Source organism: Mycobacterium sp. (assembly GCF_965229265.1).
In the GTDB taxonomy this organism is placed as follows: domain Bacteria; phylum Actinomycetota; class Actinomycetes; order Mycobacteriales; family Mycobacteriaceae; genus Mycobacterium.
Map to the genome: position 1 here is coordinate 772,957 of NZ_CBDDIY010000011.1, position 13,206 is coordinate 786,162.

Consider the following 13,206-nt stretch of genomic DNA (forward strand, 5'->3'; position numbering starts at 1 on the left):
GGGTTGCGCGGTCAATACAAGGCGGTGACGATTCCTTTATGAAACCGATGCGAGCCGGAGGCTGTGCGGTGACCCGATCCTGAACCGGTTGCGCCTCAACGCTTTTGAACGCCTAAGCGGGCTAGGTGTTGTCGGCGTTACTGCGCGGGAAGCCGCCGCCCTGCGGGAACAGCGGGAATACGACGTCGTCGAGTTTCTCGGCATCGCCGGCCGTCCGGTTGATCGTCGCGCCCCAGATGTTCCCGTCCGGTGCCACCTGCAACGCCCAGGCATGGCCGTGGGTGTCCTGGCGCACCACCTCGGGCTCGCCGGTCACCGCGCCGGTGCCCTGAGCCAGTCGCACCGCCACGGTTTGCTTGAGGTTGACCAAGTTCACCAGGATCGTGCCGTCCAATGCCGCGCAGCCGGCGACACCGGGCCGATCCGGCCACGTCCACACCACCGAGGTTTTCGAGTCGGGCGCGATGCGCTGCAGTCGGTCGCCGGCCGGCGTGCGATCGGTGATGTAGAGCGACTTGTCGGTGGGGTCGATGCACATCCCGCCGCCGGCGCCCATCCCGGTCAACGCGGTAGTCGGTGCGACCTGGTTGACCGTGGTCGGCTGCTCGATACGGAATACCTTGCCCGCCAGGGAATTTGGATCAGCGGCCAACGCTGGATTACCCGCATCCCCGGTCTGCACCACCAGCGTCGTCGGACTGGTGAAGATCAGCGAGCCGGTGTTGCCGGTGGCGCCCTTGGGGATCCCGGTCAGGATGTCCTTGGGGATGTCGCCGTCAGCCACCCGGATCACCCGATTGTCGGTCGGGGTGCTGATGTAGGCGTACATCAGCCGGTCCTGGGAATAGGTGGGCGAGAGCACGATGTCCATCAGCCCGCCGTCGCCGCTCGGGTCGACTGGGATGACCGTGCGGATCTTCGGCTCTGCACTGACCGACACGTCTTTGACCGCACCGGTGGTGCGCTCGGCCACCAGGGCGGTCTTGCTGTCGGGGCCCATGATCAAGCCGCTGGTGCTGTCCAGGCAGCCCTGCATCACCCCGGGCGCCGGGCAGGCCTTGGGGAACGGCTTGGGCGGCAGCGGCGGTGGTGGCGGCGGCGTCGAACTAGGTCCCGGCGCCAGCTGCGGGGCCGTCGTGAACGGCTGAGAGATCGAGTTATTGAACTTCGCGCAGCCCGCGGAAGACCCCGCAACCATTGCCGCCGCGCACAACACGGCCAGCACTCCGCGAACCGGCCGGCGTACCTGCATGCCCGCCAGGTTACGGATAGCGCCCCGGTGTTCGCCACGACGGGCCGCGGTCAGCCCGAAATCCAGGCAATATTGGCCGCTCGAAGCGCCGCTCAAATCCCCGATTTGCGCCGAGATGCACCTACTCTGACTTGCGTGACGAGTCAAGGCCCCGATCCGCGCTGGCAGCGACCCGACGACTCCTCGGTTCGGCCCGCGTCGGCCCAGTTGGTCGACCCGGAGGACGACCTGCCCTCGGCCACCTACGGTGGCGATTTCGAGACGACGACGATCCCGCATTACGGCTCGGGCCTGCCCGGTTCCGCACCGTCCACCGGCTACGGCCTGCTTCACGATCCCGAACCGTTGCCGTATGTGCAACCGCACATCGATCCGACGCCCTCGCAGGCCGCGCCGATCGAGATCGAGCCCTTCGATGCCGAGGAACGCGCCAGGGCGGCCGCCCGGCGAGGCACCCAGGACCTGGGCCTGCTGCTGTTGCGGGTGTTCATCGGTGCAGTGTTCATCGGCCACGGACTGCAGAAGGCGTTCGGCTGGTGGGGCGGCCAGGGCCTCGACGGATTCAAGACCGCGCTCGCTGACGCGGGCTACCAGCACGCCGGGCTGCTGACCTATGCCGGAGCCGGAGCGCAGATCCTCGTCGGTGTCCTGCTGGTGCTGGGGCTGTTCACCCCACTGGCCGCGGCCGGGGCCCTGGCCTACCTGGTCAACAGCCTCATGACGGTGATCGCCGCCCAGCGGCAGGACGGCTATCTCGCGGTCTTCGGCCCCGACGGTTTCGAATACCTGCTGTTGCTCATCGTGGTGGCGGCATCGGTCATCCTGGTCGGCCCAGGCCGCTACGGATTCGATGGCGGACGCGGCTGGGCTCGCCGGCCCTTCGTGGGTTCATTCATCGCGCTGCTGGTCGGCGTCGGCGGTGGTATCGCCGCGTGGGTGTTCCTGCACGGCAACAACCCCCTGGGCTGACGCACCCCCCATCCGACGGCCGGCTTTCTGGTCCGGCCGGTGTCGCGCAGCTGAACACCAGCTGTCCAATCAGGGTGTTGCTTCGACTGCCCGGGTGACGGTGTGCACCATATGGGCGCCGGACAACAAATACCTGGGGGAAGCGACGATGCGGAGATGGCTGTGTGTGCTGGTTCTGGTGTCCTTGACCGGGTCAGGGTGCTCGGGTCAGCTCTCGGCACCGCCCTCTGGGGGCACCGCGGATAACGTCCCGGCCCTTGACCGGGCGGGTTGGACCGACACGGTCTACCAGAAACTCACCGCGACCATCGCCGGCTCGGCCGGGCAGGGCAAGGTCGCCGTCTTCGACTTCGACAACACCACCCAGGTCCGCGACATCGGCGAAGCGGTGTTGGCTCGTGTGCAGGACACCGCGGCCATCGATCCGGCATCGTTGCCTCCGGCCCTGTTCCCGCCCTTCACCGCTGCCGGCGGTGCTCCGGTAGCGGTTACCGCAGGAGTCTTCGACTACTACGAGGCGGTGCTGGATTCCGGCGGCGACGCCGATCCGTTCCGGGAGTACTCGTCGCTGCCGATGCCCGCGACGGCGTTCACCGGACGCACCGTCGCGGACTTTCTCGCCCAGACCTCGGCGGTGTACGACGGTGGTGCCGGGGCCGCGGATCTGAGCTCGACCACCGAGTCGAAGATCGGCGACGCGGGCCGTCCGTTCATCTACCCGCAGATGGCCGACCTGTACGGCAACCTGCGCCGCCACGGCTACGACGTGTGGGTGGTCTCGGCGGGTGTCGCATGGGCGGTGCGGTGGATGGTCCAGAACGCGCTCAACCCTGCCATCGCCGCCAAGTACGGCAAGGACGCTCAGCTGCCGCTCGACCACGTCGTCGCCATCACGACGCTGATGAAGGACCGTGCCAACGGCAAGCTGGTCTCGGATTACGAAATGACGCGCGGAACGCCGGACGGGGCCTACATCAACCTCGACCCCGCGCGAATGTCGCAGCTGGAGATCCTGTCCATCCCGGACGGCTTGTCGTCGTGGCGCGGTGGCAAGGCCGGCGCCATCGACAACATCATCACGCGCGGCGAGCTGTTCCTGGCGGCCGGCGATTCGACGGGTGATGAGGAAATGCTGGCCCGGGCGTCGAACAGGTTGGTCATCAGCCGGATGAACAAACCGAATCTGGCCGCCAGCTTTGCCGGCGAGATCACCAAGGCGCCCGATGCCAACTGGATGCTGCAACCGACCATCAACTCCGCACCCGCCGGGTTCCTGCAGACCAAGTGCCAGATGGCAGAGAAGACCGCAGCCAACCCCGAGGTGACCGCAGCCACCGAGAAATCCCTGGCCACCTTGACCGATACCGGTCGGCTCGGATCGTTTACCGACTGCTGAGGCGGTTAGTCGCGGCTAGTCGTAGGGGTTGGGCACCTGGCCGCCGCTGGCGGCGGCCAGCACCGGCAGCGTCGCGAACGTCACCGCGGGCAGCAGCACGTCTGAACCGTCCCGAAGCCGGGCATGCGCCCACGTGCTGCGGTCGAAGCGCAGTCCGTCGACGTCCATCCATGGCACCGTGCGGCTGCCCAGCAGGGAGCGTGCGGTGACGGTGTCCCGATCAGCCACGGTGCGCAGTCGCACGATCGCCACCGAGGCCAGCACGGGGATCACCAGGAACAGCGCACCCCAGGCCGGGAAGACCGGGATCAGCACCAGCAGGCACAAACCCAGGAATCCCGAGGCGAAATGCGCCATCGGCGAAATCCGGATCACCACGGGCTTGGACGTGGCCGACGGCTCGGCTGGGCGGCGAGAGGGCATGCCTGCATCATCCCATCACCGGTACCTGGCCGGGATTTGACGCCTGAGCTGTGCGGAGGCTACCGTCGCAGGTTATGAAGACCGGTGGATTGCTCGTAGTAATTGGCCAGCGCGTTGGTGCCGCGCTTGCCCCGACCCGGGCATAGCCACACGCACCAGCGCGCAACCCTCGTACAGCCGCCGAAGCTGACGGGGGTTTTTTCTTGCCCGAAGAAATGAACAGGACCGAAAAGGACGACACCGTGAGCGCACCCACGACGCGACCACCCGAGCCATCGGCGCCCGCCGACGGCCCCGCCGCAGCACAGACCGCCGGCAAGAACGGCACGACCGCCGTCAAGCGCGTCGCCCCGCACCAGCTCACGGGCGCCCAGGCGGTAGTCCGCTCCCTGGAAGAGCTCGGCGTCGACACCATTTTCGGTATCCCCGGCGGCGCGGTGCTCCCGGTCTACGATCCGCTGTTCGATTCTCAGAAGCTGCGTCACGTGCTGGTCCGCCACGAGCAGGGCGCCGGGCATGCCGCAAGCGGTTATGCCCATGCCACCGGCAAGGTCGGCGTCATGATGGCCACCTCGGGCCCCGGCGCCACCAACCTGGTGACCCCGCTGGCCGACGCCCAGATGGACTCGATCCCGGTGGTCGCCATCACCGGGCAGGTCGGTCGCAGCCTGATCGGCACCGACGCCTTCCAGGAGGCCGACATCTCCGGTATCACGATGCCGATCACCAAGCACAATTTCCTGGTCCGCAACGGTGACGACATCGCCCGGGTGATCGCCGAGGCCTTCCACATCGCCTCGACCGGCCGTCCCGGCGCGGTGCTGGTGGACATCCCCAAGGACATCCTGCAGGGCCAGTGCACCTTCGCCTGGCCGCCGCAGATTGACCTGCCCGGCTACAAGCCCAACACCAAGCCGCACAGCCGCCAGATTCGCGAAGCCGCCAAGCTGATCACCGCGGCCCGTAAGCCGGTCCTCTACGTCGGCGGCGGGGTGATTCGCGGCGAGGCGACCGAGGAGTTGCTGGATCTGGCCGAATTGACCGGGATTCCGGTAGTCACCACGCTGATGGCGCGCGGTGCCTTCCCGGACAGCCACCCACAGAACCTGGGCATGCCGGGCATGCACGGCACCGTCGCCGCGGTGGCCGCCCTGCAGAAGAGCGACCTGCTCATCGCCCTGGGAGCGCGGTTCGACGACCGGGTCACCGGCAAGCTGGACTCCTTCGCCCCCGAGGCCAAGGTCATCCACGTCGACATCGACCCGGCCGAGATCGGCAAGAACCGCAACGCCGACGTGCCGATCGTGGGCGACGTCAAGCTGGCCATCACCGAGCTGATCGAGGCGCTACGCAAGACCGCCTCGAACAACCCCCAGGCCAATCTGGACAACTGGTGGGAATACCTGTCGGGGATCCGGGCCACCTACCCGCTGAGCTACGACCCGCAGCACGACGGCAGCCTCAGCCCCGAATACGTGATCTCCCAGCTGGGCAAGATCGCCGGGCCCGACGCCATCTACGTCGCCGGCGTGGGGCAGCACCAGATGTGGGCCGCGCAGTTCGTGTCCTACGAGAAGCCGCGCACCTGGTTGAACTCCGGCGGTCTGGGCACCATGGGCTTCGCCATCCCGGCGGCCATGGGCGCCAAGATGGCCCGGCCCGACGCCGAAGTGTGGGCGATCGACGGTGACGGCTGCTTCCAGATGACCAATCAGGAGCTGGCGACCTGTGCGATCGAAGGGGCACCGATCAAGGTCGCGTTGATCAATAACGGCAACCTGGGCATGGTGCGGCAGTGGCAGACGCTGTTCTATGAAGAGCGGTACAGCCAGACCAATCTGTCCACCCACAGCCACCGCATCCCGGACTTCGTCAAGCTCGCCGAGGCGCTCGGATGCGTCGGCTTGCGCTGCGAGCGTGAAGAAGACGTGGTCGACGTGATCAATCAGGCCCGGGCCATCAATGACCGTCCGGTGGTGATCGATTTCATCGTCGGCGCCGACGCCCAGGTCTGGCCGATGGTGGCCGCGGGTTGCGGCAACGACGAGATCATGGCCGCGCGCAATATCCGCCCGCTGTTCGATGACAACGAGGAGGGCCGGGCCTGATGTCGGGAAACACTGTCACCCATACCCTTTCGGTGCTCGTCGAAGATAAGCCCGGTGTGCTTGCCCGCGTCGCGGCGCTGTTCTCCCGGCGCGGCTTCAACATTGAGTCGTTGGCGGTCGGGGCCACTGAGCAGAAGAACATGTCGCGGATGACTATCGTGGTCACCGCCGAAGAGACCCCGCTCGAACAGATCACCAAGCAGCTCAACAAGTTGATCAACGTGATCAAGATCGTCGAGCAGGACGGCGACAACTTTGTGGCTCGCGAGCTGGCGCTGATCAAGGTTCGCGCCGACGCCGGGACCCGCAGCCAGGTGATCGAGGCGGTGAACCTCTTCCGGGCCAAGGTGATCGACGTGTCCACCGAGTCGCTCACCGTCGAGGCCACCGGTACCCCGGAAAAGCTCGAGGCACTGTTGCGGGTGCTCGAGCCCTACGGCGTCCGTGAGATTGTGCAGTCCGGCGTGGTGGCGTTGTCGCGCGGGCCGCGCGGGATGACGAACACCAAGTAAAGACCCCACCGAAGTAACCAAAGAAAGGTGAAGGCCAACGTGGCTTCAAATACCATCGAGATGTTCTACGACGATGACGCCGACCTGTCGATCATTCAGGGTCGCAAAGTCGGGGTGATCGGTTACGGCAGCCAGGGCCATGCCCATTCGCTGAGCCTGCGCGACTCCGGTGTGCAGGTGAAGGTCGGCCTCAAAGAGGGCTCCAAGTCCCGCGAGAAGGTTACCGAGCAGGGCCTCGAGGTCGACACGCCTGCCGAGGTCGCCAAATGGGCTGATGTGATCATGCTGCTCGCGCCCGATACCGCGCAGGCCGAGATCTTCCGCAACGATATCGAGCCGAACCTCGAGGCCGGCAACGCGTTGTTCTTCGGTCACGGTCTGAACATCCACTTCGGCCTGATCAAGCCGCCTGCCAACGTCACCATCGGCATGGTCGCCCCCAAGGGGCCCGGCCACCTGGTGCGCCGCCAGTTCGTCGACGGGAAGGGCGTGCCCTGCCTGGTCGCCATCGAGCAGGACCCCACCGGCGAGGGGCTGGCGCTGGCGCTGTCCTACGCCAAGGGCATTGGTGGTACCCGCGCCGGCGTCATCAAGACCACCTTCAAAGACGAGACCGAGACCGACCTGTTCGGTGAGCAAGCCGTGTTGTGCGGTGGCACCGAGGAATTGGTCAAGACCGGCTTCGAGGTCATGGTCGAGGCGGGCTATGCCCCCGAGCTGGCCTACTTCGAGGTGCTGCACGAACTCAAGCTGATCGTCGACCTGATGTACGAGGGCGGCATCGCGCGGATGAACTACTCGGTGTCCGACACCGCGGAGTTCGGTGGCTACCTGTCCGGCCCTCGGGTCATCGACGCCGACACCAAGGAGCGGATGCGCCAGATCTTGGCCGACATCCAGGACGGTACTTTCGTCAAGCGCCTGGTCGCCAACGTCGAGGGCGGCAACAAGGAGCTCGAGGCGCTGCGCAAGCAGAATGCCGAGCACCCGATCGAGGTCACCGGCAAGAAGCTGCGCGATCTGATGAGCTGGGTCGACCGGCCGTTGACGGATACCGCCTAGCGATTTCGGCGCGTTTCCGGTCGCTGGCCGACCGGAAACGCGCCGAAATCGCAGCTCTGAAGCCGGGCCAGGTCAGGGCCGCAGCGACGGCACCGGCAAGCCGAACTCCCGCTTGAGCACCGTGCGGGCGGCGTAGTAACCGGACATCCCGTGTACGCCGGTTCCCGGTGGGGTCGCCGATGAACACAGGTATGCCTTCGCAATCGGCGTGGTCCACGGATTCAGCCGCAAAGTGGGGCCGACCATGGCCGCGAACAGGGTGGCGCCGCCAACGATGATGTCCCCGCCGACGTAGTTGGCGTTGTGAGCCGTCATCTGTGCGGCCGGTACGCAGCGTGCCGCCAGCACCAGGTCGCGGAACCCGGGTGCGGCCTCGTCGAAGAGGCCCGTGATGGTTTCGGTCAGGTCGGCCGTGGAGTTCGCCGGCACATGCGCATACGTCCATAGCGGTCGCCGTCCGGCGGCGTCGATCCGCGACGGGTCGCACAGGTGCGGCAGCGCCGCCAACGTCATCGGCCGGTCGGCGTGGCGTCCGGCGGCGATCTCCTTCTCGGACTGGGCCATCTGCGCCCGGGTGCCGCCCATGTGCACCGTCGGGGATGCCGCCATCCGGTCATCGCGCCACGGGATATCTCCGGAGAGCACGAAGTCGACTTTGCAGACGCCCGGCCCATACCGATAGTGGCGCAGCGCCTTGGCGTAGCGGTCGGGGACCCGAGGCCCGTAGATGTCCAGCAGTGCCGTCGGTGCGGTGTCGTAGATGACCACACCCGGGGGAGGCGTGGTGACCGGCTCACCGACGGCGAGATCGCCACCGTGGGCCCGGAGGTCGGCCAGCAGCGCGTCGACGATGACCTGGCTGCCGCCGACCGGGATCGGCCATCCGGCGGTGTGCGCCACCGTGCCCAGCATGATCCCGGCGCCGCTGTTGACCGGCGACGGCATCGTCGAAATGGCATGGGTACCAACGCCGGTGAACAACGCTCGGGCGTCCTGGCCGCGCAGGACACCCCACGCTGGACTGCCTTGGGCCAGCACCCGCAGACCCGAGCGCACGGTGGTGGGCAGGTCGGGTGGCAGCGAGCGCTTGTCCCCGAGGAAGAAGCCCAGCACGCCGTCGGGATGCTCGGCCAGCGGGCCGAACAGCCGCCGCCACGAGTCGCCGTGTTCCAACTCGGCGCAGGTGCGCTCCAGCGAGCGGTAGGCGATCGCGGCGGGACGCCCGGGCAGCGGGTTGGCGTAGGAGATCTCCGGAACCCCCAGCCGCACCCCGCGTGCGGTCAGATCGAACTCGGCAAAAAATGGTGACGCCAGCGCCAGCGGGTGCACCGCAGAGCAGACGTCGTGCCGGATGTCGGCGTATTCGGGGTCGGCGGCGGTGCGGGCACCACCGCCGAATGTGGGCTGGGCCTCCAGCACCTGGACGGCCAGACCGGCTCGTGCGCAGATGACGGCGGCCGCCAACCCGTTCGGACCACTGCCGACAACGGTGACGTCCACACCTCCAGTACACCGCATAGCAGCCGATGGTCGTGAGCTGGGCGCCACACATTAGGCTGACCGGCGTGAATCTGCCCGTTGTGTTGATCGCAGACAAACTCGCCGAGTCGACCGTCGCCGCCCTGGGCGACGCGGTCGAGGTGCGCTGGGTCGATGGCCCCGACCGGCCAAAACTGCTGGCCGCGGCCGCCGATGCCGACGCTCTGTTGGTGCGCTCGGCCACCACGGTGGACGCCGAGGTTATCGCCGCCGCACCCAGGCTCAAGATAATCGCCCGCGCCGGGGTCGGGCTGGACAACGTCGATGTCGACGCCGCCACCGCAGCCGGTGTGCTGGTAGTCAACGCGCCCACCTCGAACATCCACAGCGCCGCCGAACACGCGCTGGCGTTGATGCTGGCCGCCGCGCGCCAGATCCCGGCCGCCGACGCGACGCTGCGCGAGCACACCTGGAAGCGCTCGTCGTTCAACGGCACCGAGATCTTCGGCAAGACCGTCGGCGTCGTCGGCCTGGGCCGGATCGGGCAGCTGGTCGCCGCGCGGCTGGCCGCCTTCGGTACCCACGTCGTGGCCTACGACCCCTACGTGCCGGCGGCGCGCGCCGCACAGCTGGGCATCGAACTGCTGACACTGGATGACTTGCTGGCGCGTGCCGACTTCATCTCCGTGCACCTGCCGAAGACTCCGGAGACCGCCGGTCTGCTCGGCAAGGAGGCGCTGGCCAAGACCAAGCCGGGGGTGATCATCGTCAACGCCGCCCGCGGCGGCCTGATCGACGAGCAGGCGCTGGCCGACGCGATCACGAGCGGCCATGTCCGTGCCGCGGGCCTCGATGTGTTCAGCACCGAACCGTGCACCGACAGCCCGCTGTTCGAGCTTCCGCAGGTCGTCGTCACCCCGCACCTAGGCGCCTCCACTACCGAGGCGCAGGACCGCGCCGGTACCGATGTGGCGGCCAGCGTGAAGCTTGCTTTGGCTGGGGAATTCGTGCCCGACGCGGTCAACGTCGGCGGCGGCGCGGTGAGTGAAGAGGTGGCACCGTGGCTGGACCTGGCCCGCAAGCTCGGTCTGCTCGTAGGCGTGCTGTCCACCGGGGCGGTATCGAATCTCTCCGTTCGCGTCTCTGGCGAGATCGCCTCGGAAGATGTTGAGGTACTGAAGCTTTCGGCGTTGCGCGGCTTCTTCTCAACCGTGACCGACCAGCAGGTGACGTTCGTCAACGCGCCCAACCTGGCCGCTGAGCGGGGTCTGCAGAGTGAACTGACCACCGTCAGTGAGAGCCCCAACCACCGCAGCCTCGTCGATGTGCGTGTCGTCGGACCCGACGGCACGGCGACCAATGTGTCGGGAACACTGTCCGGGCCCCAGCAGGTCGAGAAGGTCGTCCAGATCAACGGCCGCAACTTCGACCTGCGCGCCGAAGGCGTGAACCTGGTGCTGCACTACTCCGATCAGCCGGGGGCGCTCGGCAGGATCGGCACGCTGTTGGGCAACGCCGACGTGAACATCCTGGCGGCTCAACTGAGCCAGGACACCAGCGGCACGGGGGCGACGCTGATGCTGCGGTTGGACCGCGACGTCTCCGACGACGTCCGGTCGGCCATCGGTGACGCTGTTGGTGCAACGACCCTGGAAGTGGTGGATCTGTCGTGACACAGATGAAATTGGCGGTCATAGCGGGCGATGGCATCGGTCCGGAGGTCATCGATGAGGCCTTGCAGGTGCTCGACGTGGTGCTGCCCGGTGTGGAGAAGACCGAGTACGACCTCGGGGCGCGCCGCTATCACGCGACGGGTGAACTGCTCACCGCGGAGACCATCGAGGAGCTGAAGGGCTACGACGCCATCCTGCTCGGTGCGATCGGTGACCCGTCGGTGCCCAGCGGCGTGCTGGAGCGCGGCCTGCTGCTCAAACTGCGGTTCGCCCTGGACCATCACGTGAACCTGCGTCCGGGCCGGCTCTACCCGGGCGTCGACAGCCCGCTGTCCGGGGTGACGAGTATCGACTTCGTGGTGGTGCGCGAGGGCACCGAAGGCCCGTACACCGGAAACGGCGGCGCTCTGCGCGTGGGTACCCCGCACGAGGTGGCCACCGAAGTCAGCGTGAACACCGCCTTCGGCGTCGAGCGGGTGGTGCGGGATGCGTTCGCGCGCGCACAGTCCCGGCGCAAGCACCTGACTCTGGTACATAAGACCAACGTGCTGACCTTCGCAGGCAGCCTGTGGTCCCGGGTGGTTGCCGAGGTCGGCCAGGAGTATCCCGACGTCGAGATCGCCTATCAGCACATCGATGCCGCCACCATCCACATGGTCACCGACCCGGGGCGGTTCGACGTCATCGTCACCGACAACCTGTTCGGTGACATCATCACCGACCTGGCCGCGGCGGTCTGCGGCGGCATCGGCCTGGCCGCGAGCGGCAATATCGATGCCACCCGGACCAATCCGTCGATGTTCGAACCGGTCCACGGCAGTGCACCCGATATTGCCGGCAAGGGGATCGCCGATCCCACCGCCGCGGTGATGTCAGTTGCCCTGCTGCTGCGCCACATCGGCGAGGACGCTGCGGCCGCCCGTGTCGACGAGGCTGTTGGGGCTCACCTGGCCAGCCGGGGCGACGCGACATTCTCGACTCGCGAGGTCGGCGACCGCATTCGCGCGGCGCTCTAGTCTCGGTCGGTCACGCGCTCGTCGACGGGCACCAACGGCAGCGCCACGACCGGGAACAGCGCGCACACGGCGAAGGCCACCGGGAAGCCCAGCGCCCCGATCAGGGCGCCGAACAACGGCGGGGTCAGCCCGGCGGTCAGCAGCTGACTGGTGTTCTGGGCGCCCAACGCCCGGCCGCTCCAGAACGGCCCGGCAATCTCGGCGATCGCGGTGAACGCCAACCCGTTGTCGCTGACTGTGATCACCGAGGCGGCGACCATCACCGCGATGGACAGCGGGGAATGCAACGCGTCGGTCAGCGCCAGCGCCAGCATCGACACCGCCGCCGCGATCGCGATCGTGCGGATCGGCCGCAGCCGTGAACCCGTTCGGTCCGACCAGCGTCCGGCGGCGATGCGCCCCAGCGCCCCCAGCACCTGAGCCGACATCACCAAGATGCCGGCCGACTGCGTCGACCAACCGCGATCGGCGATCAGCCACACCAGCGTGAAGGTCCACACCACGCACTGCGGAACCACCAGGAGCACCGACACCGCGTGGATCCGCCACAGTACGTTCGACCCGCGGTAGGGATTGGCCAGGTGGGCGGCCGGCGCCTCGGCGCGCGGCGGCCGAGGCGGGTCGAGCACGCCGACCGCGCACACCAGCGCCGCCACCGCGCACACGATCGCGGGGAACAGCAATGCCATACCCACTCCGTGCGCCTGCGCCAGACGCGGAATGACCAGAGCGCCGACCGCCACGCCCAGCGGCTGGGCGGTCTGGCGGATCCCCATCACCAGGCCGCGTTGCTGCGGCGGGAACCAACCGACCACCAGGCGTCCGCTCGCCGAATTGCTGCTGGCGGCGGCCATTCCACCCAGCAGCAGGAAAACGCCGACCAGCAACAGTGAATGCACCGAGGCGGCGGCCAGCGCCGCGGCGGCGGTCAGCGCCGAGCCGACGGCCAGGACGACGCGTTCGCCGACCCGGTCCACCACATAGCCCCAGGCGATCAGGGTGAAGACCATGCCGAAGCTGGGCATCGCCGACACCAGGCCGGCTTTGGCCAAGTCGAGCCCCATGGTGGTGTGCAGGGTGGGGATGAGGAAGGCAGCGCCGTTGATGAAGACATTGGCGGACAAGGTCGCGAACAGCGCGATCACGAGCATCGACCAACGACGCAGGGTGCTGAGCGTGTCGACGGCCATGCGGCCATGATTCCACGCGCTATCCCACGATAGGGAATGCGTTTCTCATTATGTGAGAATTGCGAGACGCGGCGGGTGGTGGCAGGCCGTGCCGGCTGAGCCGGACGGTGGCAGGTGCTCAGGTCC

At 67.5% G+C, this 13,206-nt stretch carries 11 protein-coding genes; 7 read left to right on the top strand and 4 right to left on the bottom strand.

Annotation, left to right across the window (positions count from 1 at the left end; translation table 11 throughout):
- Positions 1-121: 121 nt before the first annotated feature.
- Positions 122-1,252: a PQQ-dependent sugar dehydrogenase gene (locus ADBZ9K_RS16215; protein ID WP_526622156.1), complete on the bottom strand. Its 1,131-nt coding sequence runs from the start codon at positions 1,250-1,252 to the stop codon at positions 122-124.
- Positions 1,253-1,387: 135 nt separating this feature from the next.
- On the opposite strand from ADBZ9K_RS16215, the gene ADBZ9K_RS16220 reads away from it, so the two are divergent.
- Complete coding sequence (locus ADBZ9K_RS16220; protein ID WP_526622158.1) at positions 1,388-2,221, top strand: DoxX family protein; 834 nt, start codon at positions 1,388-1,390, stop codon at positions 2,219-2,221.
- 148 nt (positions 2,222-2,369) lie between these two features.
- Entirely contained in the window at positions 2,370-3,617 is a 1,248-nt protein-coding gene (locus tag ADBZ9K_RS16225) for an HAD family hydrolase (protein WP_526622159.1), read from the top strand.
- A gap of 15 nt (positions 3,618-3,632) precedes the next feature.
- Here ADBZ9K_RS16225 and ADBZ9K_RS16230 read toward each other — a convergent pair whose 3' ends face one another.
- Complete coding sequence (locus ADBZ9K_RS16230) at positions 3,633-4,040, bottom strand: PH domain-containing protein (RefSeq protein WP_526622161.1); 408 nt, start codon at positions 4,038-4,040, stop codon at positions 3,633-3,635.
- Between the two features lie 242 nt (positions 4,041-4,282).
- Between ADBZ9K_RS16230 and ADBZ9K_RS16235 the strand changes: the two genes are divergently transcribed.
- The 3 genes from ADBZ9K_RS16235 to ilvC are packed head-to-tail and all read left to right on the top strand — an operon-like array spanning position 4,283 to position 7,722.
- A complete protein-coding gene (locus ADBZ9K_RS16235; RefSeq protein ID WP_526622163.1) occupies positions 4,283-6,148 on the top strand; it encodes an acetolactate synthase large subunit in 1,866 nt (621 codons plus the stop codon).
- Positions 6,148-6,660: an acetolactate synthase small subunit gene (gene ilvN, locus ADBZ9K_RS16240; RefSeq protein WP_526622165.1), complete on the top strand. Its 513-nt coding sequence runs from the start codon at positions 6,148-6,150 to the stop codon at positions 6,658-6,660. The genes ADBZ9K_RS16235 and ilvN overlap by 1 nt, the downstream gene beginning before the upstream one ends.
- A gap of 60 nt (positions 6,661-6,720) precedes the next feature.
- Complete coding sequence (gene ilvC / locus ADBZ9K_RS16245) at positions 6,721-7,722, top strand: ketol-acid reductoisomerase (RefSeq protein WP_526622705.1); 1,002 nt, start codon at positions 6,721-6,723, stop codon at positions 7,720-7,722.
- 72 nt (positions 7,723-7,794) lie between these two features.
- Here the strand turns inward: ilvC and ADBZ9K_RS16250 are convergent, their stop codons facing one another.
- Entirely contained in the window at positions 7,795-9,222 is a 1,428-nt protein-coding gene (locus ADBZ9K_RS16250; RefSeq protein ID WP_526622167.1) for a phytoene desaturase family protein, read from the bottom strand.
- Between the two features lie 65 nt (positions 9,223-9,287).
- Between ADBZ9K_RS16250 and serA the strand changes: the two genes are divergently transcribed.
- Positions 9,288-10,874, top strand: a complete 1,587-nt coding sequence (serA, locus tag ADBZ9K_RS16255; protein ID WP_526622168.1) for a phosphoglycerate dehydrogenase — start codon at positions 9,288-9,290, stop codon at positions 10,872-10,874.
- Positions 10,875-10,879: 5 nt separating this feature from the next.
- Entirely contained in the window at positions 10,880-11,890 is a 1,011-nt protein-coding gene (locus tag ADBZ9K_RS16260) for a 3-isopropylmalate dehydrogenase (protein ID WP_526622707.1), read from the top strand.
- Here ADBZ9K_RS16260 and ADBZ9K_RS16265 read toward each other — a convergent pair.
- Positions 11,887-13,080: an MFS transporter gene (locus tag ADBZ9K_RS16265; RefSeq protein ID WP_526622170.1), complete on the bottom strand. Its 1,194-nt coding sequence runs from the start codon at positions 13,078-13,080 to the stop codon at positions 11,887-11,889. The genes ADBZ9K_RS16260 and ADBZ9K_RS16265 overlap by 4 nt on opposite strands.
- Positions 13,081-13,206 lie beyond the last annotated feature (126 nt).